The organism is Aeromonas lacus, assembly GCF_000764665.1.
Taxonomy (GTDB): Bacteria; Pseudomonadota; Gammaproteobacteria; order Enterobacterales; family Aeromonadaceae; genus Aeromonas; species Aeromonas lacus.
Map to the genome: position 1 here is coordinate 1 of NZ_JRGM01000144.1, position 26,943 is coordinate 26,943.

The following is a 26,943-nucleotide window of genomic DNA, read 5'->3' on the forward strand; positions in this document are numbered from 1 at the left end:
CCAATCAAGAATTACTGAGAACTTCTCAACAATTTGTTCAGAGGATGTGTCTGATTTAATGCTATACGCATAAATTCCAATGGCGTCTCCATTATTGGAATCTTTGTATATATTTATCATGTTTTGAATACATTCTCTTGCCGCTGTGACATTACCTTCGATAAGTTTTCTGATCTTATCGTGCACATTGCTGAATGAACCAACGTAAACTCTTATTGCTCTTACTAAATCTGTTTTTTCTTCTATTTCTTTAAAGACAGACTTTTTAAATTTTTCATTTTCTTTAAGCTTATCTTTCAAAGAAAATAATCTTATGGTATTAATCATTTGCTTTCCATCACCCTCACCGATCCACCGACTAGGCAATGATAAAGAATGTACAGCGAGCCCATAGTGTTGAACATGATTTCTTAAAGCCTCCATGAAACGATATTCTTGGTGATTATCATACTCTTCACTCAAGTAATACTTAGCCAGGTTTCCCGATGACTCGCAGCCATGCTGACAGGTACGAACATGCTTTTCAATTTGATCGTAATACAGCTTTGTAGATGTGAGAAGGTTAATTACTCTTCGGTTAAAAATACTGATGATATCGTGGCTTTCATTATATGAGTTTTGAGAGAAAACCATCTGCTGAGCAACTTGAGTCAATAATTCTTTCTCTAGCTCTAGAAAATTGGAGACCAATAAATCATATTTTTCTTCTATTGCCATTGCAGAGGAAAGAATGTTTTGTGATATTTTTAGTGTTTCAAATTGAACCTCATCAAGAGGCAGAGCAATTGTCTTACCAAGAATCATTTGCTTTATAAAATACTTCATAAATATTCCTATACAGTATTGTTCATTCAGCTCAGCTCAATTCAACCTATCAGTTCAATATCCCGTCATCTCCAGATAGCCGACCCCCTTGGCATCTCCCTCCACCGTTACTGCACCCTCCCAGTAGTCAAAGCGACCTGTCATGGCCTGATTAGGCTGACGGGCTTTGATGGTGAGGCTCATACCGGCGGCGTTTAGCTGCCACTCGACGGGGTAATTCTGCCCCTTGGGGCCGCGCCAGGTGTTGCCCGGCGTAAGGCGAATCGCGTCGGGGGCGAGCACCCGGCTGCTGCCGTTCCGCTCAATCAACATGCCGTAGCGGTTCTCAGGCTCGGCGCGGCCCGGCTTGGTGCGCAGGCGAAACAGCATCAGTTCGCGGCCATCGGCCAGTTGCAGCGAAAACCAGTCCCAGCCCGATTGCCACTCGGCCAATACCGAGCTGCTCCACTCGTGATCAAACCAGCCTTGTCCGCTGACGGTGCGGGTCTCGCCATCGCGAGTCATGGTGCCGCTCAAATGAAGGCGTGGGTAGGAGTAGTAAAAGGAGGCGTTGCCCGGGCTCTTCTCGCTGTAACCGGCCTTGCCTTGCAGCACCAGCGGCTTGGCGGCAGTGACGGTGAGGTTCAGCTCGCCAATCTTGCTCTGCACCTTGAGGGTGGCGGGGAAGAGCGCCGCCCCTTGCGAGGCAAGCCGCCACTCCCTGAGCCAATATTGGCCGCCGTTGGCCCCCGCCAGCCCCGGCCCCTGCCGACTGGCCCGTTCATCTTGCTGGTGAGTGCCACGGTCGAGATCCGTGATGGCAAACTGGGCCAGCCAGAGCTGGGGGGTAAGCCAGGGGTTGCTGGTGCGAAGTGCTTGCTCGATACCCTGACGAAACAGAGTCCACTGCATGCCATATTCGCGCCCCTGCTCATCCTTGAGATTGCCGGTGAGATACCACCACTCGGAGCGGTAATCGGGGTGGGCGGCGTGATCCTCGGGCAGTTTGATGGTTTGCCCCGGCAGCACCTTTTTGAAGCTGTCGTTGCCGCCGCCGAGCAGGACGCCCAGATCGCTGGCCTGCGCGCTGCCAATCATGGCAATCAGCGGGAGCAAGAGGGTGGCGAGCCACAGGGGCCGTAAGGAGGACAAGATCCCCCTCACCCTGGCCCTCTCCCGAAGGGAGAGGGGATGGTTCAATGCCGCACTGTGCTCTTCTTTACGCTGAAGAAGGGGCGGAGAGAGGGAAGTGGTCGATGGGAGCTTCAAGCCATGGCTGAGCCAGTGCGCTAACCGATATTTCATACCACTCTCCTTGCTGCATACCAGGAGGCCAATGCGCCACAGACCGGTGCCAGCAACAGGGCGGTGACCGCATGAAGGGGGGCGGCCTCGAAGGCGAGGCGCCAGCCAAAGGCGCGGGGGTTGACCACCTCGATCAGCACCCAGGCGAGGCCATATCCCACCGGCAGGGCCAGCAGGGCGGTGAGCAGCCCCAATCCAGCCCCTTGCCACACCAGCAGCTGGCGGCAGTGGCGGGGGCTCAAACCCAGACTCTGCAAGGTCTGCAGCTCGCCACGGCGCGCCAGCCCAAGCACCATAAAGGCCGAGCCGATCCCGACAAAGGCGATGCCGAGGATCAGCAGTTTCAATAACTCGGTCACTACAAAGGTCTGGTCAAACACCTTGAGGGCCGCGCTGTGAATGGCGGGGGCGGAGAGCAGATTGAGCTGCTCCCCAAAACGCTCGCGCAGGCGGTCGGCCAGCTGCTCGGGGTCGTTACTGAAGAGGGCGAGGGATTGCACCGCCCCTGCCTCGAAGGCGTGCAGAATTTGCCCCTTATCGCTGCCGTAGTCCTGATAGACGCCGGTGACGGTGAGCTGCCTTGGCCCCAGCTCGCCGCTGATCGCCAACCTCTGGCCCACCTTGACCCCGAGGCGCACCGTCAGCGGTTCGCTTGCCAGCACCTCATCGGGGCGGGTGGGCCAGCGCCCGGTCAGCAGCGGATAGGCCGCTTTGAGCTGGGGGATAAAGTCCATCTGCGCCCACTCGACGGGGTGCCCCTGCCAGCGGGTGGGGTGCACCGAGCGGCGCGAGGCGGCGCTCACCAGCGGATTGGCGAGCAGGGTTTCGAGGGTTGTGTCGCTCAAGGTGCCCTTGCTACCCGCCACCCCCTTGGGGGCGGTGACATAAAGATCGGCGGCCAGACGCTGGCCGAGCCAGATCTCCACGCTGGAGCGAAAACTCGACACCATGACCCCGATGCCGATGGCCGCCGCGATGGCCAGCTGCAACGCCATCACTGCGATGGCGGTGCGATCGAGGTGGTAGAGGGTCTCGGCCACCCCGAGCCGGGCGGTGAGGGGGCCGCCTGCGCGCCGTCGCAGCCAGCCAAGCAGGCCGCGCAGGGCATCGGGCAGCCAGAGCGCCATGGCCAGCAGCCAGCCGCCGGCGATAAACAGGGCGCCGGTCAGACCGGTTTGCGGCAGCCACAGGCACAGAGCGCACAGCAGCAAGATGGCGATGGCCAGCACGCGCCGTCGCCACGGGTGTGCGGGGGGGCAGCTGCTTCCGGCTCGCAGTTCGAGCGGGGATTGGCGCAGCAGTTGCCACCAGCCGGGCAGGTTGCCGGCCAGCGTGCCGAGCAGCCCGATCAGCAGCGCCTTGAGCAGGCTCACAGGGGAGAGGCGCAACAGGTCGATGGGGTTGGGGCCATAGAGATCGGCCAGCGCCTGGGTCAGTTGCCCCATCAGCGTCAGCGCCAACAGGCTGCCGAGCAGCACCCCGAGCAGGGTGCCGACGGTGGCGAGAATAACGAGCTCCAGGATGAGCCAGCGGAGCACCCGGCTTGGTCCCATCCCCAGAATGATCAGCTGGGCCAGCTGGGGGCGGCGCACGCTCTGGACAAATCGCTGGGCGTTGAACACCAAAAACAATCCCACCGCCATGGCGAGCAATGACAGCGCCGTCAGGTTGAGGGCCAGCGCATCGCCAAGCTGGCTGGCATCGAGCGCCGGGCTGATGGGCTCAAGCCATAAGGGCTGGTTCGGGTAATCGGTTTGCAGGGTGGCCTGCAGGGTGCGAGCCTCGGCTTCGCTTAGCTTGAAGACGATGCGATCGAGCCGACCCGCTTTGCCCAGCAGCGGCTGGGCAAGGCCAATATCGGTTATCAGCAGCCGTTCCATGGGCACGGCGCCGGGTTCAAAAGTGCCTGCCAGCGTCAGGGTCAGGGTTCGGGCGTTGGCGCCATCGCTGCCGCCCAATACAAAGCGGCGGCTCTGGCCCGCTTGCCAGTCAAGGCGCTCCGCTTCGGGGGCCGCCAGCCAGATACTGTCGGCACGGTTTAAGGAGAAGGCGGGTTCACTCGCGGGTCGGGCGCCAAACAGCTGGCGCAGGGGGCCGGGGTTGAAGAGATCCATCCCCAGCAGTTGAAAGCTGCGCCCCTCTTCATCCTTGAGCCAGCCATGGAGCTGGGGAATGGCATCGAGGGCGGGCTGGCTTCGTACCAGCTTCACATAGAGCTGTTCATCCAGCCCGCTAGCGGGGGCCAGCCGGTAGTTGGCTTCTCCTGCCAGCTGACTGCGGGCGGCGACAAAATTGGTGCGGGCACTGTGATTGAGCAGCTCAATGGCCACCACCAGCGACACCCCCAATACCAGCCCGGCTAGACTCATCAGCAGCAACCAGGGGTGGCTGCGATAGAGGCGCAGCAGCGCTTTGAGTGGCAGCATCAGCGTGCCTCCGGCAGGCGCAATCGCTGTTTAGTCATGACGGGGCCCCTTGAGTTCGATAAGTTGCCCCCCTTCGAGGCGCAGCACCCTGTCGGCCAAGGCGGCATAGGCGGGGTTGTGGCTCACCAGCAGCAAGCCTGCGCCGGTGCCCCGCACCGCCGCCACCATCAACGCCATCACCTGTTCAGCATTGTGCTCATCGAGGCTGCCGGTGGGTTCGTCGGCCAGCAGCCAACTGGGCTGATGGATGAGGGCGCGGGCCAGCGCCACCCGCTGTCGCTGACCGCCGGAGAGCTGCTCCGGCCAGGCATGGCGCTTGTGGCTCATATCGAGCCGTTGCAGCAACTGGTCAATTCTGCTTTCATCCGGTGGCAGCCCGTTGATGGCCAGCGGCAGGGCCAGATTCTCGGCCACGTTCAGGGTCGGCAGCAGGTTGAAATCCTGATAGACGATGCCGAAATGGCGACCCCGCAGGCGTGCACGCTCGTCGGGTGAGCGGGTGTCGATACGGGTCTCCCCCAGCCAGATCTCCCCTTCATCCGGTGCAATCAGCCCGGCGATCAGATTGAGCAGGGTGGACTTGCCGCAGCCGCTTTGGCCCAGCAGCAGGGTGATCTCGCCAGCGGGGAGGGCGAGATCGAGATGGTGGAACAGCGGCAGTCGTTCACTGCCGTTATCGAAGCTCTTGCAGAGGTTGCGCAGGGTCAGCATGGGATAACCGTTTGATGGTCAATGGCTTTCATCATGCTTGGTACGCTAGCACGGCCAACAATGATCAACACGCCTTACGGTTGATCAAGAGTGCCAGTTAGTGATCAAGTCGGCAAAAGAGCAGTGGATCCTCGCTGGATCCCGCTTGCCCGAGGTGGTTAGAATAGGGGCTTCCATGGGTCACAGGATGAGCAAGGATGTTACACAAGCAAGTCAGTTTTATCATCGATAGCAAGGGGAACAAGCAGGCGGCCGTCGTCCCCATCGAGATCTACAACGAGCTGATGACCCTGCAAAAGGCGCTCTCCGACAATCGGCCGGGGGAGCGCGAGCTCTACCACTTCAATGGCAAAGGGGCCGAAGCTCACGGTTATCCGGTGGGCAAGCGGCAAAATCCGGGCTTTATGGTGCTGGCCGGTTCCACTGCCAATGGCGAGGATGCCGCTTCCCTGCGCGAGGCGGTGATCGAGCTGCGGCTGGAGCTGCTGGAAAAGGGCATTCTGGTGCCCCGCAGCGAAGGGGGCTTTCTCTTTACCGCCGATCAGCTGTTCAACAGCCCGAGCCTGGCCGCGAGCCTGGTAGCAGGCAACAACCGAAGCGGTCTGGATGCCTGGCAAAACAGTGCGGGCTATACCCTGAAACAGTCCGGTTTTGGCAAGAAGTGACGCATATCGGAGGGGATTGAGGCGCACCTGTTGTGACATCTCTCCCAAAAAAAGAGCGCCCCCTGTCGCAAGAGAGGGGGCGCTCTTTTTATATCCAGCAGAGGGGTCAGTGTGCCTTGTGGCCGGTGAGCAGCCAGTAGCTGAGCGCTGAACCGACCCCGCAGCAGGCAATGGCAATGGCCATCGGCAGCGGCGAGTGGGGCGGATTGAGGTTGACCAGAATGCCGACCAGCGCGCCGATGCCAAAGCGCAGGGTGCCCGCCAGTGCCGAGGCGGTGCCCGCAGATTGCGGGAAGTGGCCCATCAGGCCGGTCATGGCGTTGGCGCCCACCAGACTGATATGACCGACAAACAGTACCACCGGAATGACGATGCCCCACAGGCCGCCGGTTTCGCTCCAGGCGTTGTAGACCAGCAGGGCGCCCGCGCAGGGCAGTACCAGCAGGCCGTATTGCAGCATCCGCTCGGCGCCCACCCCCTTCACCAGCCGGCTGTTGACGAAAGTGACCACCATCATCAGCAGGATATTGAGGCCAAACAGCCAGCCGTAGTGCTCGGTCGGCACCTTGAAATACTCGATATAGACGTAGGGTGAGCCGCTTAAGAAGGCGAACATGCCGGAGCTTGAGAGGGAGCCGCACAGCACATAACCCATGGCACCGCGATGGGAGAGCACACCCCAGTAGTTCTTGAGGATCTGGCCGATCTTGAGCGGCTGACGGTGCTCGGGTTTCAGGGTCTCCTCGATTTTCCACTGCATTACCAGACAGATCAGCAGGCTGATCCCCACCAGCAGCCAGAAGATCACCCGCCAGTCGGCGTGGGCACTGATATAGCCGCCCACCACGGGTGCCACCAGCGGTGCCAGGGTCATCACCAGAATGACGAACGACATGGCGCGGGAAAAGGCATCCTTCTCGAACAGGTCGCGCAGCAGAGCATTGACCACTACCGACCCCGCGGCGCCGCCCGCCGCCTGCAGCATCCGATAGGCCAGCAATTCGGGCAGGGAGTCCGCCATGGCACACCCCACAGAGGCGATGGCAAACATGATGAGCCCCGCGAGGATCACCGGTTTGCGGCCATAGCTGTCGGCGAGCGGGCCGTAGAAGAGCTGGCCGATGGCAAAGCCGCCCAGAAAGGCGCTGATGGTGAGCTGGGCACCGTCGATGCTGGTAGCCAGATCCCGGGCGATGGCCGGAATAGCCGGCAGATACATATCTACCGCGAGCGGGGTCAGGCCCGCCAGCGCACCCAGCAGGATAAAGAGAAAACGGGGGGAGAGGGCGGAGGCCCGGGTCGGAGCGGTTTGGGGCATAGGGTATCCAGTTGTGGGATGGATGGAAAAAAGGGCGAAAAGGCAGTCTATCAGTTTTGTGCCAGCGGGGGATCCGGTATGGCGAGCCAGAGGCCCGGTTCGGCGTGAAATCGGGGGGCAAACCAGATCTGTCTGCTACCAGCCTGCATTCCGGTCGGCTCAATGGCCCGGCGACTCAGGCGGCAGGCTCCCTGAGAGAGCGCCAGCGCCGCATCCCCCTGGTACCAGCCGTCCGTTACCGGCAGTGCCGTGGTCTCCCGCAGCAGCCGCACTCCCCATTGGGTCACCAGCGCCGGGCACGTTTTTTCTGCCAGCCTGGCTGCCTGCACCATGGCGGGAGGACGGGGCAGGGTAAAGGTTGCGCCGAGCAGCAGCAATCCGGCCACCGTTACCAGCTTCTCGCCCCGACGCGGCAGCCAGCCTGCCAGCAGCACGATACCGAGCAGGGTGATGGGGGCCAGATGGCGAGGATTGTCGGGATTCTGGCCAAAAAGGGTCCAGAGCAGCAGGACGAGCCAGTAGAGCGTCCAGAGCGGGGAGAGGGCGGCAGTGTGGCCTTTTGAGCGCTGCCAGAGCGGCAACACCAGCAGCCCTCCGACAGCCAAGGGCCAAAGCGGAGTGAGCTGATCGTTGAAGGTGCGCGCCCAGCTTAGCAGCCGATCGCCGTGGGCCGCCGCCGTGTTGCCCCAGAGGGTAAAGTGGCCGTCGGTAAAGCGCCGCCCCTCGCTGAAATAGGCCCAGCCATCGGCTTGCCAGACAAACAGCAGGCTGATAAGCCCCACCAGCACGATGGGGAGCACAAACCTGACGCGCGTGCCCTGCTGCGCCATCCCAAGCCAGAGCGGCAGCAGCGCCAGCACAAAATAGGAGGGGCGAAGCGCCAGCAGCAAGCCCAGCATGAGGCCAGCCAGCGCAATTCTGCGTTGCTGCAAGGCTAGCAGTGTCCCCAGCCAGGCGGCGAGCGCGGGCCCGTCCGAAAGGCCGGAGAGCGCCAGCGTCGGGGTGAGCGGTAGGGCCTGCACCAGCAGCCAGACCGGCGCCAGCAGGATTGGCCGTTGCCATAGTTTCACCGCCAGCAAGGCGGCGAGTGGCGCCAGCAAACTGCTCCCCAACAGGCTTGCCCACTGCACCGCGCGGGCCGGATCGTCCACCACCAGATTGATCAGCCGCGCCAGCCAGATAAAGGCGGGATAGCCCGGAAAGTGGGGGGAGAACTCCAGCACGCTAAAGCGCATCACCCCGTGGGCGAAATTGAGGGCATCATCGGAATCGAGGGCCACCGGGAAGGTCAGTAGCCAGCCAAGCCAGGCCAGTTGCAGCATGATCAGCAAGTAGGGTCGATTAGCGAAACGTAATCGGCCGTGGTGACGCCCCCCTTCTCCCCTTGCGGGAGAAGGGTTGGGGATGAGGGGGGCTGTCATCATCGATGAGAGGTCATCACAGCGGCGCCAGCACGGCCATCAGCGCTTTTTCCGCTGCGGCAAAGGCGGCGGCATCGGCGGGTTTGGCACCCACTCCGAATACCCCAGGGTTGCCGATGGCATCGAGCACCTTGGCCAGCGCCTGCTCGGCGGCCTTGCGATCCCCTTCACTGAGGGAGGGGAGGATCAAATCGAGGAAGCGCTTGCTCTTGACCACCAGCACCTTGGCGGTCTGGTAGTCGCCAAGATTCTGGCTGGCCCCTTCGAGGCGGCGCTCGATCTCCGCCTTGTAGGCGCGGTTGAGCAGGGCGGCGGTGGCGGCGGCATCTTGGGCCTTGATGGCGGCGGCCAGCGGCGCTTGCAGTTCGACCTTGTGGTGCTGTTCCAGATAGGTCAGCTCGTCGGCAATCTCGCTCAAGGTGGCGCTGGCATCCTTGCCGTCAGTGGCGGCGCCCAGCAGTGCCTCGCGGGCATCGATCAGTGGCTCCTTGCCGGCGGCGGCGTAGGAGTAAGCCTGCGCCTGCCCGCTCAGGGTCAGCAGCAGGGTGAGGGCAAGTAAACCCGGGCGGATGGTCATCCTGTTCTCCTTACTTATGCCAAGAGGTTATGCCAATAGCGCGGCACTCAGGCCACGCTCTGGGTTTCAATCACGGTATTTTCGTTGCGATGGTTAAAGATGGCGTGACGTCTGTCCACCCCGTCGATCACCATGTCGGCAGCCATCATCCCCATCTCCATGGCGGTGTCGGTGAAGATGTAGCGGAATGTCCCCTGACGGCCGGTCATGATGAGGTTGTTGATCGGCATCAGCGCCTTGATGGCTTCGTTGCGGCGGGCCTGATAGCCAAGATCCATCAGCGGATAGGCGTACTCGCTGCGGGCCTCGAAGGTTTCATCGCCAAGCTTGGCGGTATCGACGCCGAGGCTCGCCAGATCAGCGGTGACCCGACCACGCAGATCGGCCAGCGGTGCCTGCCAGGTGGCATCTCCCGGGTTGCAGGGGATCTCCAGCATCACCGAGGTCTGGCCTTGGGGTGCCATAAAGGGGCTGCGGCGGCGCGGCTCCTGCAGACGGGTGGCCAGAATATGGGGGTCGGAGAGGTACTGCCAGGTGTTGTCCGACAGGTTCTCCTGTTTGAGCGGCATATTGACGAAGCGAAGCGACCGGTAGTGCAGATCGCACGGCAAGCCCAGATGCTGGCAGGTGAGCGGTAGCGGCAGGGTGGAGATCACCTGATCAAAGCGCTCGCTCTGCTCAACGTCATCTTGTTTCCAATATACCCGTTCAATACGGCCATCAGCCTGCTCGAGACGGGTGATGGTGGCGCCGGTTTTCAGCTCAACCCCTTCGGCAACCAACCGCTCGCCCAGGGTGGTGAAGATCTGGCCGAATCCGTACTTGGGGTAGCGATACTTGCGGGCATAGGTGCGCACCGAGATACTCCCGTTGCGTCTTGGCAGCAGGCGGCGCGCCACGTCTTTGAGATCGATGAGGCTGATGCGCTGGCCTGCCCAGTCGGCGGAGAGCTTGTCCGGGTTGATGCCCCAGAGCTTACCGGTGTAGCCCTCGAAGAACTGGCGATAGAGGGTGCGGCCGAAGTGACTCTGGATCCACTCGGCAAAGCTCGCCTTGGCAAAATCATCCGGCTTCTTGCTAAAGGGCAACAGCAGCAAGTCTTTCACCGCACCGGCCATCAGGGCCAGCGGCGCCGTCTTGAGCAGATTGGGCAGGTTCAAGGGATAGTCATAGGTGCGCCCACCAAAGCGGATCACGCTCTTGCGCTCGGCGTGGAGCAGGTCGTCCCCCATCAGCTCGTCGATAAAGGCCAGCAGCTCGGGGTTCTTGGTGATAAAGCGGTGACCGCCGTAGTCGAAGCGATACTCCCCATCGCGCCCCTTGAAGGTCTGGGTGGCGCACATGCCGCCGACCACCGGCTCCTGCTCGAACAGGGTGACTGCAAATCCGGCGCGGCGCAGGCGCCAGGCAGCCATCAAACCGGCTGGGCCGGCGCCCAGCACTGCAATGCTTTTCTTGTTGTTATCGCTCATGACGTTTTCCGAAACTGCTTGATAGATAAGGGAGCCGCGCCAGGGCACGGCTCCCGAATGGTGTTGTTACCCCGTGGCCTTGTTGCCACAGGGCGTGCGGGCTCAGCCCTTGCCAGTCGCGGCGCTCACCTGAGGGCGATAGCTGCGCTGCCAGAGGGTAACGAAGATCGCCAGATAGAGGGCCCAGGTCAGCAACTGCAAGCCAGCGGGTGAGGCATTGTAGCCAAACAGGGCGCGCAGGAAGGTGCCAAATACCCCCTGATCGTCGAGAATGTGGCTGATATCGAACACCGGCGTGGTCCAGAAGGTGATGATGTTTGCCGCTTGCAACATGTTGACGGCGGACGACAGCAGACCTGCGGCGATGATGATGATAAGCAGACCGGTCCAGCGGAAGAAGGGGGCCAGCGCCACCTTGTGGGTGGAGCGCAGCAGCCCCCACACCAGCGCGATGGAGACCAGCAGCCCCGCCAACGCGCCCATCAGGCCGGATTGCAGATCCACCCCTTGCCCGGAGTAGAGCAGGGCGGAGAAGAAGAGCACGGTTTCAAACCCTTCGCGCATCACCGCGAGGAAGGCGAGCAGCACCAGCCCAAACAGGTTGCCGCCGTCGATGGCCGCATCGATGCGCGCTGTCATGGCCCCCACCTGGGATTTGGCCTGCTTTTGCATCCAGATCGCCATATAGGTGAGCACCAAGGTGGCGAAGATCAGGATCCCCGCCATCAAAAGGTGGTTGTAGCGCTCGCTCTCGAACTGGCTTACCACCACCTGGAACAGGAAGGCGACGACAAGAGAGGCCACAAGGCCGAGCCCCACCCCCAGATAGATGAACTTGTTGTAGCGGCTCGCCCCCAGCTTGGCGAGGTAGGAGAGGCAGATGCCGACCAGCAGGAAGGCTTCCAGCCCCTCGCGCAGGGTAATGAGAAAACTTGCAAACATCAGGATTGAGGCTCCGTAGCGGGCGTGATGGAGAGAGGCTGCAGGGTCAGCTGCAGCCGATTGAGTAGCACTATGGGTGGCTCCGGCAAGCTGGGCTCGGCGGCGCGCACCGCATCATTGACCCACTTGGGGTAGGTGCGGAAATTGAGTTTGATATCGGCCTTGAAGGGCCCCCGGGCTTCTGCGGGCAGCGGCCAGGCTTCATCGCGCCAGCCATCGGCCGGAATGCGGGTATCTTCCAGCAGTTTGGCGTAGCGCCAGAACTTGAGCCCCACCGGCTTGCCCTCGGCATCACCGAATACTTTTCTGAACAGTCGCGCATCGTCGGGCACTGCGCCATCCACCGGCTGGCCGCTGGCAAGCACTACCTTGCCGCTGGCGTCGGTGACGGTCAGCTCCAGCCAGAGTTCACGGAAATCGGCCACTCCGGTGGGCAGGGCATGGCCTGCACCGGTATTGGCGACCCGCACCACCAGCTGCTGACTATCGGCTGCTTGGTCGATACGGGCCAAAAGGGGTTCGATCCGGGCAGAGAGAGTAGCGCTGGAGCGCAAGAGCGCCAGACTCTCCTGTTCAAGGTCGGGGTTGCGCAGCCCCACCAGCTGGTGCTGGGCGCCGGTAAAGTTGTGGCGATAGAGCCGCGCTTTCATGGTGCCGTTTTCGGTGGACTGGCCCGCCACCGGTGCGCCGCCATTGCCTGGCTCCGGGTTCATATGGCAGTCGATGCAGGTGCGCCGCTTGGCAGGATCCTCCGCGTTCGCAAAGCTGGATTTTTCCCACTCGTCCCAGGTGTTGACGATATTGGCGCCGGTGCCCGGGGCAAACTCGTTGTGGCACGACTTGCACAGGGCCGCGTCGCGGTAGAAATCCTTCTGATAGGAGGCTTTGTGGGCCGCCGGACGGGCGTTGATCTGCCGCTCGGCCAGCCAGTGCTGGAGGCTGCCGCCCGCGGCATCCTCGAACACATAGCTCTCGCGGTCTTTCAAATTCACGGTAAAGGCGCTGTTGCCGCCCGCATCTTCCACTTTGGTGATGCGATGGCAGAGCACGCAGCCGGTCCCTTCTTCAACGACCGGTTCGCCAGCCTTGTGGGCGGCAATCAGCGAGGCGCCGCCCTGCTCGAACATGTGGGAGCCCTTGGGCAGATCCATCTGGCCTGTCATCACCTGCTGGGGCATGTGGCAGCCCTGGCACCACTGACCGAACGCTTCCCCTTCGGTTTCGCGGGCCAGCGCCTGCACCACCTTGTAGTAGGGGTGGGAGTTGCCCATCAGCCGGTGGTTGCTCTCGCTCCAGTCCTTGAACGCTTGGCTGTGGCAGTTCTGGCAGGAGGCGGAGTTGAGCCACTCTTTCGGGTGGGTTGTAGGCGCCTTGGCGGGATCCGTGCGCGGGGCATCGAGTCGCAGCCAGTTGGCAAGATAGGGGAGGTTGCCATCGGCGGTGACGAAGGCGTGTAAGTCCTCCATCATCGCTTTCACTTCCGGTTGGGGCCTCGCGGGGTCAACTGCCTCGGCCCCATCGCGGGTGTCGTGGCCCATGCCGCCCTGGGTCTGCTGGGTCATGCGCAGGTATTCGCCGACAAAATCCCCCGCCACCATGTTGGTGAGGTTGGCGTGGCCGTTGATGGTGTTGTCGCCGCTCTTCTGGCGATGGGCTGCCATCAGATAGCGATTGGTGAAGTTGAACCCGTCCAGATGGCAGGAGTTGCAGCTCATCCAGTTGTCTCCCGCCATGGGGAAGCGTGAGTTGGACGCTGTGTTACCAAGGTTGAACAGCCGCTCGCCGCGCTGAAGCGATTTGGGACGGGGATCTGTCTCTACCAGTTTGGCAAAGTGGGGCACATCGACGGTGACCCGGGCAAACGGGCCGCTGCCGCCGCTATTGAGGCGGGTGAGATCCTGCCCCATGGCGTTGTGCACCAGAATGTGGTCGCCATCGATCAGCAGATCCCGCGGATTCTGGCCCGGCAGGTGACGCAAGAGCTGAGTCGCCTTGGCGCCCCCCTGAAACTTCTTGCGGCGGTGACGGTTGCTGTTCTGCTTGCCGCTGCGCGACAGGTCAAACACCAACAAGTCTTCCGAGCCCGCCAGGGTCAGGTAGATCCGTTTGCCATCGGCGGCGAAGCGCGCCGCAAAAGGATTGGAGACGATCTGGCTGCGGTTGCCGACGCTTGGCAGATTGATCTGTAAAAAGAGCTGCTTTCTTTCATCTACACGCTCTTTCTCCTCATCGAGATCGATGATGGAGACCGCCGGAAAGACGGTGCTCTGAAACTGGAAGGGGTGATCGAAGCTCCACAGCACATGTGGCAACCAGGCCTCGCTGCCATCGGGGGAGAGGGTGATGCCATCGAGCAGGCGCGGTAATCCCTGCGAGTCGCTCGGCGTGTCGCTGTGGGTCTCGGCCAGGGTGATGAGCTTGGGCTTGGGAAGCGAAGCTCCCTTGGCGCCATGGCCAAGCTTGGCAAGATCATAGATGGCGAGCTGGCCCGTCATGGCGTGGGTCAGCAGCAGGCGATCATCGTTGGTCAATGCCAGTCCACGCGGAGTCTCGGCGGTTTCTGCATCCAGCTGGAGGTTGCCGGCGCTGTCGTAAGCCTGCAGACGAGCTGATTCGAACAGCGTGACCCAGAACCACTGCCGCTTGGCATCGAAGATGACCCCATAGGGTCTATGACCGGTGGGGATCGCCTTTTCCAGGGTGAGATCATCACCCAGCAGCAGCAGGCGATCGCCGCTGTAGTCAGTGACCAGCAGGGTGCCGTCATCGGCGCGGGCAAGCTGGCGCAGATCGCCCCCCAATTGCACCTCTTTCAGCCGCTTGCCGCTATCGCGCTCAAGCAGGGTGACCGAGCCTGCGTTTAGGTTGGCGGTGACGAGGCGTGGGCTTTGCCCCTCCTCATAGGCGATCATCCCGGCACCCATCTGCTGGGCAGTGGCAAAAGGGCTGGCCAGCAGCAGGATGAGGGCCAGCAGGGGTGACAAATATGCAGAGAACGATGACTTCAACATGGGATCAGGAGCGCCATTTCAAGATGGTCCAGCGCCAGGCATGGCGCAGCACCAGAGGAGTTAACGCCAACGCGCTCAGCCAGTGGGCCCAGCTGGCGAGGCTGCCCATGCTATCGCCCGGCGTGCCGTGCAGCACCAGCAGCAGGCCGCTGGCCAGACAGACCAGCAGCAGGGCTTCGATAATCCGCCCCGTGGTGCGCAAAAAGGGTTTGTTGCTGCGGTTCAACAAGCTGCGATGGGAGAGCCAGAAGGCGCCAAACAGCAGCGGAAACAGGGTGAGCGAGAGCATCACATGGAAAAACAGATTCCAGCGTGCCAGCGACCAGAGCGGGGTCAGCGGTTCCCACAGCAGCAGGCCGGAGAAGAACATCAGATAGAGGGTGCCCTCGGCGGCCTGATGGTGATAGGCCAGCCACTGCCAGAATTGTCGGGGGGCGAGGGAAAGGGTTGTCATAACTGCTCCAACACCCGGGCAATCGGCCCGGGGGGAGCAAGTCTATAACGCAGTAAGGGTAATGAAAAGAGTTATCAATTGTATTGCTGATGAATATAAGCTGAATCGCGCCAGTTAAGATCCACCGCTATTTGTGTTCGGCCATGCGCTCGGTGATCGCATAAATCAGCGCCGCCATCGAGAAGGCGAGAAACACCACCACGGACCACTTCATCTCCACTTCGTTGGTAATGCCATCTTCGAGGAAGGCTTTGAGAACCTCCACCCCGGCAATGGTGACCAGCGAGTTGATGACAATGAGCTTGAGAGAGGCAAAGTTGATCTTGCTGAGCCAGTTGTTGCCCAGCGCCTCGCGCTGCTCCTGGGTCTGGATGAACTGCACGTAGCCGCAGACCGCCACCAGGATCAGCATCTGGGCCACCAGCACAAAGTCGACCAGCGTCAGCACGCCGGTGATGAGGTCCATGTAGGGGATCTCGATGATATTGACGCAGAGCGCATAGAGCTGCATGAAGAACTTGACCATCAGCAGGGCAACGCAGAGCAGGATGCAGACGTAGAAGGGGTACATCATCATCTTGCTGCCATTGAGCATGAGATTGAACTGGCGCATAAAAACTCCAAGATAAGGAAACAGGGTGATTATGACGTGAACTTCATCCGAAGACAGCGCTCTGTGTTGATGACGGCTGCTTTTATCTGCTTGATTCGATAATGACAGTGTTGAGGGCAGCGCAGCTTGTCATGCTCTCCTCTCTATAAAAGAGGCAGAAAGGATTTCCGAGATCCACGCATATAGTTCGGAAAAAGCAGCTTTGCTGACAAAGCCAAAGTCTGCAAGAGAGATACGAAAAAGCCCAGCCATAAGGCTGGGCTTTAGAATGCTTTTTCACCGGTTGGCCTCTGGCTATCACTCTGTCGCCTTACTCAGGATCCAGCTCCTGCGGGATCACCTCGCGCTTTTTCAGGGTGGAGAGATAGACCAGCAGGGCAATGGCGGCCAATAAGGCTGCCGAGGCGGAGTATCTGCTGAGCTCCAGTCCGCCTTTGCCAAGCGGCTTGTCGAGAAAATCCCCCACCACAGCACCTAGCGGGCGAGTGATGATGAAAGCCGCCCAGAAGAGCAGGGTGCGTGAGACCCGGGTCAGCAGGTAGGTGGCGACAATGGCCAGCAAGATACCGCCAAAGAGCACCATGCTGCCGGTATAGCCAAAGCCGCCATCATCGGCCACCCAGTCACCGAGCGCGGTACCCAGCGTCTGGGAGAACATGATGGTGATCCAGTAGAACATCTCGGTTCTGGATGAACTGATGTCACTGGTCGCTATGTTGCCCTGAAATTTGTACCACACCAGAAAAGAGCCCATCAGCAGCAGGAACAGCAGGGTTGACCCGCCTGCATAGCCCATCCCCAGTGAACGATCGGCAAAGTCTGCCAACGTGGTGCCCACTGTGGTGGTGGCAATAATGGTTGTCCAGTAGAGCGCCGGGTTATAGCGCTTGGCAGAAATCTGGGCGCCGACGGCAATAAAGAAGATCACGGCAAAGATGCCGGTACTGACCAGATAGCCGAGATCCATCGACATGGATACCGCATCTCCTCCGGTTTCTCCCAGAGTCGTTGCCAATATTTTGGTGAACCAGAATGCCAGAGTGATCTCCGGCACCTTGCTGACTGAGTGAGCGACGCTGTTATGCATAATGCACCATCCTGTGGTTTGACGAAGAGCCGTCAGCAATGAGCATGTCGGGGATCTCTTAAGAGAGGCTTAAGGTCACAGAGGGGATGGCAAGAAAAGATCATTTTTGACCAGATGCAAACTTTGCGGGTATCAGCGGGATCTTAATTATTCCTTAAGGTTCAAGTTTTATTGTCCGCCAGCAATTCAATAGTTGATAAAGCTCACATTGTAACAAGGTGTTACTGATTAATTGAGAGGACTATCAACTGGCGCTGTTAGTATCCCGATGCAGCCTTGGTTCAGGCTGCGTTCAATTTTCCGGCATTTGGTTCAAGAGGTGGTGTTTCGGTGGTAAAAATCAGAGTTGTACCCTTTATCTTCCTGTTGGCACTGATATTTGCCTTTCTGCTTAACTGGCCCGTGTTGCTCCACTTCTACGATATCCTCAGCAATCTGGAGCACTTCAAGATCGGATTCGCCATCTCGATCCCGGTGTTGCTGGTGGCGGCGCTCAACTTCGTTTTCATGCCCTTCTCCCAGCGCTACTTCCTGAAACCCTTCTTTGCGTTTCTCTTTGTGACCGGCGCCATCGTCAGTTACACCATGCTGAAGTATCGGGTCATGTTCGATCAGGAGATGATCCAGAACATCTTCGAGACCAACCAGAGCGAGGCCTACTCCTATATCAGTCTGCCCATCGTGGTCTGGGTGGTGCTGGCCGGTGTATTGCCCGCCGTGCTGCTCTTCTTTGTTAGAATCGAGTACCCGAAAAAATGGTATCAGGGGCTGTTCCAGCGCGGCCTCTCCATGGCTGCATCCCTGGCGGTCGTGGGCATCATAGCGGCATTTTACTATCAGGATTACGTCTCGGTCGGGCGCAACAACCAGACTCTCAATCGTGAGATCGTGCCGGCCAACTATGTCTACAGCACCACCAAGTATCTCTACAAACGTTACGTTGCCGAGCCCATTCCGTTCACCACCCTGGGTGATGATGCCAAGCTAGTCGCGAAAGAGGATAAACCGACTCTGATGTTCCTGGTGGTGGGGGAGACAGCCCGCGGCAAGAACTTCTCGATGAACGGCTACGAGAAAGAGACCAACCCCTTTACCAGTCAGGCCGGGGGCGTTATCTCCTTCAAGGACGTGCGCTCTTGCGGCACGGCTACGGCGGTGTCGGTACCCTGCATGTTCTCCAATATGGGGCGCAAGGAGTTTGACGATAACCGGGCCCGCAACAGCGAAGGCCTGCTCGATGTACTGCAAAGAAGCGGGGTCTCCATCTTCTGGAAGGAGAACGACGGCGGCTGCAAAGGGGTGTGCGATCGGGTGCCCAACATCGAGATCAAGCCAAAAGATCACCCGCAGTTCTGCGACAAGAACACCTGCTATGACGAGGTTGTACTGCAGAACCTCGACGACGAGGTGGCGCAGATGAAGGGGGACAAGCTGGTCGGTTTCCATCTTATCGGCAGCCACGGCCCGACTTACTACAAGCGTTATCCGGATAACCATCGCCAGTTCGTACCGGACTGCCCGCGCAGCGACATCGAGAACTGCAGCGATGAAGAGCTGGTCAACACCTATGACAACACCATCCGCTACACCGATTTTGTCATTGCAGAGATGATTACCAAGCTGAAAAAGTATGAAGATAAGTACAACACGGCGTTGATCTACCTCTCTGATCACGGCGAGTCGCTGGGGGCGATGGGGCTCTACCTGCACGGCACGCCCTACAAGTTTGCACCTGACGACCAGACCCGGGTGCCGATGCAGGTCTGGATGTCGCCGGGCTTTGCCAAAGAGAAGGGGATGGATCTGAACTGCCTGCAGCAAAAAGCGGCAGACAATCGCTACTCCCATGACAACCTCTTCTCCTCTGTGCTCGGGATCTGGGATGTCAGCACGGCGGTGTACGACAAGCAGCTCGATATTTTCAGCCAGTGCCGCACCGTGCAGTAAGGTGAGGGCCGACTCGGGGCGCCAGTGCGCCCCTTTTTTATCACCAAAATTGTTCAGTTTTCATATATGACTTTCTCCATTTGTTTAGATGCTATGTACGAAATGGAGCGGGTTGCCATCAAAAGAGGAAACAAAAAATGGCCAAACCTGGCGCTACAGGGATCACCCGGATTATCCATGCCACCCGTTACAGCATGAAGGGGCTTTCGTCCGCCTGGCTGCATGAGGCTGCCTTTCGTCAGGAGCTGCTGCTGATCATACTGCTGATGCCGCTGGCCTTTCTGGTGGGGGATGGTCTGACCCAGATCCTGCTGCTGATGGTCATCAGCTGGCTGGTGGTGATTGTGGAGATCCTCAACTCCGCCGTCGAGGCGGTGGTGGACAGAATTGGCTCCGAACATCACGAGCTTTCCGGTCGGGCCAAGGACATGGGCTCTGCCGCCGTCTTTATTGCGCTGGCGCTCAACGTGCTGGTGTGGGGGGCGCTGACCGGTCGCAATCTGCTGGGCTGGTGGTGATCAGCCGTAGTTGGCGAGATCCCGAATACAAAAAGAGAGGGCGACCCTGTGGTCGCCCTCTCTGTTTTCATCGCCGCTCAGGGTGTGGTGAGGGTCATGTGTTTGGTGATGGCCTGATAGAGCACCGGGTAATCATCCTCAAAGTGGTGGCCGCCCGGCAGGGTGACGGTCGTGACGTTGGGCTGGTTGAGGCGGGGGCAGAGGCGGTTGTCGTCATCGTCATCGGCACCTTGCAGGCAGACCATCGGCAGATCCCGGATGGTTTTCACCTGCGGCTCGGTCGGGTAGCTGCGGGCCTTGTGGGTCAGCATGTCGCTGACGTGGATCTCGAAGTCCGAGCTGGTGGAGGGGGAGAGCATCACGGCCCCGACCAGCCCCTGACGATAGTGCTCCGGCAACCGGTTGATGACGAAGGGGACAATCTCGGCACCAAACGAGAAGCCTACCAGCAGCCAGCGGGGGCGCTGCCAGCGAGTCTGGTAATCATCGAGGATCCGCTCCAGATCGGCGGTCACCTGCTCCGGGGTTTTCTTCTTCCAGTAGTAGGTGAGGGAGCTCCAGCCCACGACCGGCATACCGTGCAGCTGAAACTGGGCGCTCAACCCCTTGTCGAGGGCCGCCCAGCCACCATCGCCGCTGAGAAAGATCACCATGGGGGCGTCGGATGGCTGCTTGACCGGCAGCTCAATCAGGCTCAGGTCATCCTTGACCGGGGCGGCTTGCGCCGCAAAAGACGAAACGGGCAGTACGAGACTGAGTAACAGCAAAATCAAGGCTCTCATTGGCCATGCTCCTATTTCTTGATCAGCCCCAGCGGGCCGCGGCTAATCAGGGTGATCAGGTGAGTCAGGGTTCTGGGCAGTACCAGCTTGCTGCTGCAGAGCAGGTAGCGGGGTTCCCAGCGGGGCGAAAATTTTTCCTTGTAGCGTCTGAGCCCCTGGAAGTTGTAAAAACGGCTGCCACGTACAAACAGGGTATTGCCAAGACGGGCCCAGTAGCTGTTGAGCGGGTGATCGTTGAAGCCGGACATGGGGGCCATCCCCAGATTGAAGCTGGCGTACCCTTGCGCCTTGCCCCACAGCAGCAGCTCGACAAAGAGAAAATCCATGATGGGGGCAGTACCGGTATCCAGGCTGTAGCGCATCAGATCGATGGAGAGCATCTCCTTGTTATCGCTCACCCAGAGGTTGGCAAAGCCGACGATCTGCCCCTCGTGCCATACCAGCGCAGCCGGGCTCAAGGTCAGGTAGTCAGGCTCGAAGCGGCCGACCGAGAAGCCCTTCTCCTTGCCCATCTTGCTCTGCAGCCAGGTATCGGAGACGGTCTGCAATCTGGGCAGCAGGGGGGCCACGGCACTTGCCTCGACCACCTCGAAGGTCAAGCCTTCCCGTTTGCCCTTAGCGTGGCTCTGGCGCAGGTTGCGCAGCCGGCTGCCCGCCAGATCGAAGGTAGCCAGATCGACCATCGCCTCTTCACCAAGCTTGAAGGGGATCAGCCCCAGCTCCAGATAGAGCGGAAGATAGCGGGCCGAGACCTGATAAAAGACCGGATTGGCGTCGTGCTCGTCGCACCGCTCGCGAAATTGCCAGAGCAGCTCTTCGATCTGCTCGGGGCGACCGACGGGATCCCCCATCACAATCCAGCTGTTGCCCTCGATGCCATACATCAGGAAGGCGTCACCGGCGGGGTGGAACAACAGGGGCTTGTCCTGCAACTGGGCCAGATAGCCGTGGATCCCCCCTTCACGCACTACCAGCTCGTGGGCGCGCGCCAGTGTCTCCTTGTCCGGCTTTTCACCGACTACGCGCAGCGGCGCAAGCAGCTGGGCAACCCCGGCCACGGCCAGCACGGCCACCACGCTCCCCATGGCGCGCAGGCCGCGGGCAGCCCCGCCATGGGGCGAGAAGTGGAACCAGAGGGCGTGGTCATACTCCACCTGACGGTAGGAGAAGAGCAGCAGCCACAGCGCTCCCAGCAGCACGGCGCCGACTGAAATGAGCCAGCCCGGGGTGTACTGGGGATAGAGCAGCGACCCCTTGCGATAGAAGAGGGAACGGCAGGGGGTCATGATGAGCAGGAAGCTGCCGAGCAGCAGGGCTGACTCCCAGTCCCCCCCTTTGAGCAGGGAGAAGGCGATGCCCAGTGCCAGCAGCAGCTGGGTGATGCGAAACGCGGCGTCATGACGGCGATAGAGGCTGCGCGCCAGCAGGATCAGGAGAATACCGCTCACGCTGCCGAGCACGTGGGAGAGCTCGAGCAGATGGAGTGGCAACACCTGCAACCACACTTCGATGTGGCTGCGCATGGTCGGGATCATGCCCGAGCAGAGCAGCAGGCTACCGGCGGCGAAGGTGCCGACGCTGATCAGGGCGGGCAGAAACTCCTGAATGGCGCTCATGATCCCCTGCAACCGCTGCCAGCGAACCTTCTGCTGCAACATCTCCTGACTGGTAAAGAGCAGCAGGGCGCAGAGGAAAGGCAGTACGTAATAGATGCAGCGGTAGAGCAGCAGCGAGGCGAGCAGCTTGTCGGCCGGCAGGTAGTGGACCAGCAGCAGGCTCATGCTCGCTTCGAATACCCCGATCCCGCCCGGCACGTGGGCCAGCACCCCGAGGAAGCTGGCCAGCACGAAGGCACTGAGCAGCACAGGGTAGGGGACGCTATCTGCGGGTAACAGCACAAACAGCACGGCAGCAGCAGCCATCCAGTCAGCCAGCGCGACCAGCAGTTGCAGCAGGCGTACCTTTATCCCGGGCAGGATCAGGCTGTGTTCGCGCCAAGAGAAACTGGGGTAGGGCCAGAGCAGATAGCCCAGCACCAGCAGCAGGGCGCCGGCGCCGGCCAGATGGAGCAGGCTGTAGATCCAGCTTGGCCAGTCGGGTAGCAACTGTGCCGCCGTAGTGCCGAACAGCAAGGCACTGCCACCCCAGCCGAGCAGCCCGAGGAAGAAGGTGATGGAGCAGAAGAGCACCACCCGTGCTACCTCACCGGTCGCCAGCCCGAGGGCTGAGTAGATCCGGTAGCGCACCGAGGTGCCCGTCAGCAGGGCGAAGCCCAGGGTGTTGGAGAAGGTGTAGGCGATAAAGGAGGTGACTCCCACCTGCTGCCAGGGGAGGCGTTTGCCCAGTGCGTGCAGTGCCAGCATGTCATAGCCGCAGAGCAGGCCATAACTGAGCAGGGTCAGCAGCAGGGCTCCAGCCAGACTGGGCAGCGGTTGTGACCAGATGGCGACGCGAATATCGTGCCAGTGCCATGAATGGGTCAGATGATAGAGTACGGTCAGGGCTGCGCCCAGCAGCAGCAAGCTGCAGAGCGGGCCTAGCCATTTAATGAGATGACGCCACATTCCATGTTCCTATTGTCAGTTCAAACGATGAGCGTTGATGAGGTTACGATAATGGGTTGGATGATGCGCGATAGCCTGAATAATGTGCGGCAGTATCATGAGGTTATTACGATAGTCGGCATGATGGAACAGCAATGATCTTGTCATGTGGAACCTGCTTGGTAGTGGCAGTTTTCATCATGACCAGATGAAAAGGGAGGCAACCGGCCTCCCTTTGTGATCTCTCCGCTTTACTCTTGTTCTGTTATGCACAGATTGACGGTCTGGTCGTCACTCAAGGGTCAGAGGCGATTACTTGGTTTTCGGCGCGACTTTGACGGACGGCGCTTTGTGAGCGGTTTTATGGTGCTTTTTCACAACCTTGGTCTGGGTCGCTTGCGGAGCGGCAGTTTTGGTCGGGGTAGCAGCCATGGTGAAACCGGAAGTCAGGGCGAAAACGGCGGCCAGAGTCAGGGGGATGATTTTTTTCATGGTCAATTTCCTTATTCGGATTGGTGGTATGGAGCATTTCTCCATGGCTTCATCCTATGACGCTGACCGCGGTACTTCAGTGAGCACTTGGTGACGGTTTGTATCCAAATGTACAGGGAGGGTGAGGCAGAAGCGGGCTCCCTTGCCGGCGGGAAGCAACGCCACATCACCGCCATGGTGGAGCGCTATGCTGCGCACAATGGCAAGCCCCAGCCCGGTGCCGCCGGTACGGCGATCCCGACTCTGATCAAGGCGCACGAACGGCTCGAAGATCTGGTGTGCCAGTGCGGGGTCGATACCCGGCCCGTCGTCGCTCACCTCCAGCAGATAGTTCTCCTGCAAGCGCGAGATGGAGAGGGTAACCTCGCTCTCGGCGTAGCGCAGGGCATTGCCGATGAGGTTCTCGACGGCGCGTGTCAGCAGGCGATGATCGCCGCACCAGGGCATCTTGATGGGAGGCAGCGCGAGGGTCAGGTGTTTCTCCGGCCGCAACGCCTGCCAGTCGCCGAGGTGATGCTCTGCCCAGCTGCCCAGCTCCAGCTCGTCCCGCTGCAGCGGCAGCTCCGGTCGATCCAGCTTGGCGTAGGTCAGCATCTCTTCGATAAGGGAGTCCAGTGCCCCCAGATCCCGCTCCAGCGCCAGCTGCTCTTCTGCGGCAGGGGCAGGATCGAGCATGGCAAGCCGATAGCGCAATCTGACCAGCGGGGTACGCAGCTCGTGGGCGATGGCATCGGTCAGCTGCTTGCGGCTGGTGAGCATGGCTTGCAGCTGGGCGGTCATCTGATCGAAGGTACGTCCCACCCGGGCCAGACTGCTGCCCGGTGGCAGGTTGGTGCGGCAGGAGAGATCGCCATCGCCTACCCGGCGCGCCGTTTGTTCCAGTTGCAGCAAACCGCGCCAGTGGGGTCGCAGCCAGAGCAAGATGGGCAGCCCGAGAGAGAGACCAATGATCAGCAGCAGCCCCACATCGACCCAGTGCAGTTCGTGCAGGTAGGAGAGATAGGGCACCGGGCCGACAATCAGCACCTGATCGGTATCGGGGATCCGTTGCAGGAAGGTGTCATCCTCCTCGACGATGACGATGTTGCCGGCGGCAAGAAATGCCTGATCCTCGCTGGCAAGGGGCTGATGGGCGAGCTTGCCGACCTTGAGGGGGAGGGTGAACTGGCTGCTCTGCTCGGCCAGCCGATCTGGCCAGCGCTCGGGCGGAATTCTGGCCAGCTCGTCGGTCAGCAGGCCAAGGGATCCCTGCATCATCCGCTCAAGATAGCGGTCGCCAGCTCGCTCGGCGGTGACCTGATAGACCACGCCAACCAGCAGGATGGCCAGGGTGAAACAGCCGATCAGCAACAGGTAGAACTGGATAAAGAGACGGCGCATGGTGGTGCTCCCTGATTAAGGCTATTCCCAGGCGTGGGGGACGAAGAGGTAGCCCTTCTGGCGCACCGTTTTGATCCGCGTCGGGTTGTCAGGGTTATCGCCCAGTTTGCGGCGCAGGCGGGAGATGGCCACATCCATGCTGCGATCCTGACCGTCATACTCTCGCCCGCGCAGGCTGCGGAACAGGGCTTCCCGCCCCAGGATCTGGCCGGCGTGGCTGGCAAGCTCCCACAACAGATCAAAATCGGCAGTCGAGAGGGCAATGCTCTCGCCATCGAGACGCACATCTCGCCCCGGTCCGTCGACCAGCAGACGGCCAAATTGCAACTGCTGCGGCACACTGCCGGCGGCGGCGACCGGCTGCGCTGCGACTTGCTGATGCTGGCGGAACTGCACCCGCAATCTGGCCAGCAGAACGGGGGGGGGGGTGGTCTTGAGGATGTAGTCGTTGGCACCCAGCTCCAGGCTCAGGATCTGGTTCATGTCGCTATCGAGCGAAGTGAGCATCACGATGGGGCCATCAAAGCGTGGCCGCAGATCCCGACAGAGGGACATACCATCCTGTCCCGGCAGCATGATATCGAGCAGTACCAGATCCGGTTGTTCGGCCTCGACCCGGGCCAGTGCCATATCGCCTCTGGGTTCGAGGATCACTTCTATATCGTGACGGCCAAGCCAGCTGCTGATGAGCTGGCCAATCTCGGGATCATCTTCAACAAAAAGAATGCGTTGCATAGAAAAGCTCCAACCGGAAGCAGGAGAAAAGAGGAGCTGTCAGCATATCAATGCCGCCTGGGAAATACAGAAAAAGAACGAGGGAGGGTTATATGGGGAGCGCGAGGATAAGAGCGATAGCCGGGTGGCGGAGCAATGATGAGGCACTGGGCCATTAGCATTTCAGCCACTCAGGGCGCAGTGCGATAAGAAATGCGCGGATATAAACGTAGAAAATGGCGGTGCAGAAACAAAAAAACCGGCTTGGGCCGGTTTCTTGACAAGCCAGAAGGCTTGTATCTTGCCGTATTGGCCGCTTTGTGCCAAACGACGGAATAATGGGGTGGCTGATGGGGCTCGAACCCACGACAACCGGAATCACAATCCGGGACTCTACCAACTGAGCTACAGCCACCACTGAAAACTGCATTGATCCTTCAACATACTTGAGAATCAATGGCGCGCCCTGCAGGATTCGAACCTGCGACCCACGGCTTAGAAGGCCGTTGCTCTATCCGACTGAGCTAAGGGCGCTTTTCTCGACCCGCCTGAGTGGCAAATCGATAAACTTGGTCGGTGATAAAGGATTCGAACCTTTGACCCTCTGGTCCCAAACCAGATGCGCTACCGGACTGCGCTAATCACCGAAATTGTTGCTTTCGACGTGCCAGCATAACGACATGAGCCGTACTGGGCAACGGGGCGGCATCATAACCAAGCAAAAGAGCCAGCGTCAACGTATTTTTCCCCCAGTAAATTCAAGTGCCTACTTATTGCCCGTTGCAGGCCAGACCTCTCTTGGACGCTAACATCCCGGCTAAAAAAATGCGACAATGCGCGGCAGTTGAACACATGGTGAGTGGAGAACGATGTCTGCCAAAATCATAGATGGAAAACAGGTTGCGCAAACGATTCGCAGCCAGGTCGCGGCACAGGTCCAACAGCGGTTGGCAGCAGGGAAACGGGCTCCAGGGCTGGCAGTCATTCTGGTGGGGGCGGATCCTGCCTCTCAGGTTTATGTCGGCAGCAAACGCCGGGCTTGTGAAGAAGTCGGTTTTCACTCTCGCTCATATGACTTGAGTGCAACGGCAAGTCAGGCTGAGTTGCTGGCGTTGATCGATCAGCTGAATGATGATCCGACCGTAGACGGGATCCTCGTTCAGTTGCCGTTGCCGGACCACTTCGATACCACTCTGGTGCTGGAGCGGATCCTTCCTGACAAGGACGTGGACGGTTTTCATCCGTACAACGTGGGCCGTCTTGCACAGCGCATTCCTGCGCTGCGCCCCTGCACCCCGAAAGGGATCATGACGCTGATTGAAACCACGGGTGTCAAGACTCACGGCTTGCATGCGGTCGTAGTGGGGGCTTCCAACATAGTGGGGCGTCCCATGACCCTCGAATTGTTGCTGGCGGGCTGCACGACCACGACTTGTCACCGCTTTACCCGGGATCTGGAAGATCAGGTACGCCGTGCCGATCTGCTGGTTGTCGCAGTCGGCAAGCCCAACTTCATACCTGGCGAGTGGATCAAACCGGGGGCACTGGTAATTGATGTGGGCATCAATCGCCTGGCTGATGGCTCGCTGGTTGGGGACGTGGAGTTTGAGACGGCGCGCAGTCATGCCTCTTTCATCACCCCGGTTCCCGGTGGTGTTGGCCCTATGACGGTTGCCAGTCTGATGGAAAATACCCTGATAGCCTGCAACGAGTACCATGACTAAAGCGTGACAATAGTGTGTTCGTAGCTAATGCCAGGCG

22 protein-coding genes and 3 tRNA genes are annotated in these 26,943 nt (G+C 60.0%); 4 read left to right on the forward strand and 21 right to left on the reverse strand.

What is annotated here, in order from left to right:
- The 4 genes from LG31_RS0114355 to LG31_RS0114370 all read right to left on the reverse strand — a co-directional run.
- Window positions 1-825: hypothetical protein (locus LG31_RS0114355; protein WP_033115143.1), on the reverse strand; the 825-nt coding region annotated here is incomplete at its 3' end.
- Between the two features lie 54 nt (window positions 826-879).
- Window positions 880-1,920, reverse strand: coding sequence for a carotenoid 1,2-hydratase (locus LG31_RS0114360; protein WP_033115212.1), 1,041 nt, complete (start codon window positions 1,918-1,920; stop codon window positions 880-882).
- Window positions 1,921-2,105: 185 nt separating this feature from the next.
- Window positions 2,106-4,535 carry an ABC transporter permease gene (locus LG31_RS0114365; protein ID WP_033115144.1) on the reverse strand — a complete coding sequence of 810 codons (2,430 nt, stop codon included), beginning with the start codon at window positions 4,533-4,535 and terminating at the stop codon, window positions 2,106-2,108.
- 30 nt (window positions 4,536-4,565) lie between these two features.
- A complete protein-coding gene (locus tag LG31_RS0114370; protein WP_033115145.1) occupies window positions 4,566-5,246 on the reverse strand; it encodes an ABC transporter ATP-binding protein in 681 nt (226 codons plus the stop codon).
- A 197-nt stretch (window positions 5,247-5,443) separates the two neighbouring features.
- On the opposite strand from LG31_RS0114370, the gene LG31_RS0114375 reads away from it, so the two are divergent.
- Window positions 5,444-5,911 (forward strand): DUF4357 domain-containing protein, encoded by a 468-nt coding sequence (locus LG31_RS0114375; RefSeq protein WP_033115146.1) that lies wholly within the window; start codon window positions 5,444-5,446, stop codon window positions 5,909-5,911.
- Between the two features lie 106 nt (window positions 5,912-6,017).
- Here the strand turns inward: LG31_RS0114375 and LG31_RS0114380 are convergent, their stop codons facing one another.
- The 9 genes from LG31_RS0114380 to LG31_RS0114420 form a co-directional block, all read right to left on the reverse strand.
- On the reverse strand, window positions 6,018-7,229 hold the full coding sequence (locus LG31_RS0114380) for a Bcr/CflA family multidrug efflux MFS transporter (RefSeq protein WP_033115147.1): 1,212 nt from the start codon (window positions 7,227-7,229) through the stop codon (window positions 6,018-6,020).
- 50 nt (window positions 7,230-7,279) lie between these two features.
- Window positions 7,280-8,560 (reverse strand): hypothetical protein, encoded by a 1,281-nt coding sequence (locus tag LG31_RS0114385; RefSeq protein ID WP_033115148.1) that lies wholly within the window; start codon window positions 8,558-8,560, stop codon window positions 7,280-7,282.
- Window positions 8,561-8,666: 106 nt separating this feature from the next.
- A complete protein-coding gene (locus LG31_RS0114390; RefSeq protein ID WP_033115149.1) occupies window positions 8,667-9,227 on the reverse strand; it encodes a hypothetical protein in 561 nt (186 codons plus the stop codon).
- A gap of 47 nt (window positions 9,228-9,274) precedes the next feature.
- Window positions 9,275-10,699, reverse strand: a complete 1,425-nt coding sequence (locus LG31_RS0114395; RefSeq protein ID WP_033115150.1) for an NAD(P)/FAD-dependent oxidoreductase — start codon at window positions 10,697-10,699, stop codon at window positions 9,275-9,277.
- A 102-nt stretch (window positions 10,700-10,801) separates the two neighbouring features.
- A complete protein-coding gene (locus LG31_RS0114400) occupies window positions 10,802-11,641 on the reverse strand; it encodes an FTR1 family iron permease (protein WP_033115151.1) in 840 nt (279 codons plus the stop codon).
- A complete protein-coding gene (locus tag LG31_RS0114405; protein WP_033115152.1) occupies window positions 11,641-14,652 on the reverse strand; it encodes a YncE family protein in 3,012 nt (1,003 codons plus the stop codon). Before LG31_RS0114405 ends, LG31_RS0114400 begins: the two co-directional genes overlap by 1 nt.
- A gap of 4 nt (window positions 14,653-14,656) precedes the next feature.
- On the reverse strand, window positions 14,657-15,106 hold the full coding sequence (locus tag LG31_RS0114410; RefSeq protein WP_033115153.1) for a hypothetical protein: 450 nt from the start codon (window positions 15,104-15,106) through the stop codon (window positions 14,657-14,659).
- A 127-nt stretch (window positions 15,107-15,233) separates the two neighbouring features.
- On the reverse strand, window positions 15,234-15,719 hold the full coding sequence (locus LG31_RS0114415) for a YqhA family protein (protein ID WP_033115154.1): 486 nt from the start codon (window positions 15,717-15,719) through the stop codon (window positions 15,234-15,236).
- A 310-nt stretch (window positions 15,720-16,029) separates the two neighbouring features.
- Window positions 16,030-16,806, reverse strand: a complete 777-nt coding sequence (locus LG31_RS0114420; protein ID WP_033115155.1) for a COG4705 family protein — start codon at window positions 16,804-16,806, stop codon at window positions 16,030-16,032.
- A gap of 330 nt (window positions 16,807-17,136) precedes the next feature.
- On the opposite strand from LG31_RS0114420, the gene LG31_RS0114425 reads away from it, so the two are divergent.
- Window positions 17,137-18,753, forward strand: a complete 1,617-nt coding sequence (locus LG31_RS0114425; RefSeq protein ID WP_033115156.1) for an MCR-3-related phosphoethanolamine--lipid A transferase — start codon at window positions 17,137-17,139, stop codon at window positions 18,751-18,753.
- A gap of 137 nt (window positions 18,754-18,890) precedes the next feature.
- Complete coding sequence (locus LG31_RS0114430) at window positions 18,891-19,271, forward strand: diacylglycerol kinase (protein WP_033115157.1); 381 nt, start codon at window positions 18,891-18,893, stop codon at window positions 19,269-19,271.
- Window positions 19,272-19,348: 77 nt separating this feature from the next.
- On the opposite strand, the gene LG31_RS0114435 is transcribed toward LG31_RS0114430, so the two are convergent.
- The 8 genes from LG31_RS0114435 to LG31_RS0114470 form a co-directional block, all read right to left on the reverse strand.
- Window positions 19,349-20,053, reverse strand: a complete 705-nt coding sequence (locus tag LG31_RS0114435; protein ID WP_033115158.1) for an AcvB/VirJ family lysyl-phosphatidylglycerol hydrolase — start codon at window positions 20,051-20,053, stop codon at window positions 19,349-19,351.
- 11 nt (window positions 20,054-20,064) lie between these two features.
- Window positions 20,065-22,617: a bifunctional lysylphosphatidylglycerol flippase/synthetase MprF gene (gene mprF, locus LG31_RS0114440; protein WP_033115159.1), complete on the reverse strand. Its 2,553-nt coding sequence runs from the start codon at window positions 22,615-22,617 to the stop codon at window positions 20,065-20,067.
- A gap of 291 nt (window positions 22,618-22,908) precedes the next feature.
- Window positions 22,909-23,088 (reverse strand): hypothetical protein, encoded by a 180-nt coding sequence (locus LG31_RS0114445; RefSeq protein WP_033115160.1) that lies wholly within the window; start codon window positions 23,086-23,088, stop codon window positions 22,909-22,911.
- A 54-nt stretch (window positions 23,089-23,142) separates the two neighbouring features.
- Entirely contained in the window at window positions 23,143-24,468 is a 1,326-nt protein-coding gene (gene rstB / locus LG31_RS0114450; RefSeq protein ID WP_033115161.1) for a two-component system sensor histidine kinase RstB, read from the reverse strand.
- A gap of 21 nt (window positions 24,469-24,489) precedes the next feature.
- Window positions 24,490-25,203: a two-component system response regulator RstA gene (rstA, locus tag LG31_RS0114455; RefSeq protein ID WP_033115162.1), complete on the reverse strand. Its 714-nt coding sequence runs from the start codon at window positions 25,201-25,203 to the stop codon at window positions 24,490-24,492.
- Window positions 25,204-25,521: 318 nt separating this feature from the next.
- Window positions 25,522-25,597, reverse strand: a tRNA-His gene (locus LG31_RS0114460).
- 42 nt (window positions 25,598-25,639) lie between these two features.
- Window positions 25,640-25,716, reverse strand: a tRNA-Arg gene (locus LG31_RS0114465).
- Window positions 25,717-25,752: 36 nt separating this feature from the next.
- Window positions 25,753-25,829, reverse strand: a tRNA-Pro gene (locus tag LG31_RS0114470).
- 222 nt (window positions 25,830-26,051) lie between these two features.
- Between LG31_RS0114470 and folD the strand changes: the two genes are divergently transcribed.
- Window positions 26,052-26,906, forward strand: a complete 855-nt coding sequence (gene folD / locus LG31_RS0114475; protein WP_033115163.1) for a bifunctional methylenetetrahydrofolate dehydrogenase/methenyltetrahydrofolate cyclohydrolase FolD — start codon at window positions 26,052-26,054, stop codon at window positions 26,904-26,906.
- The last annotated feature ends 37 nt before the right edge of the window (window positions 26,907-26,943 follow it).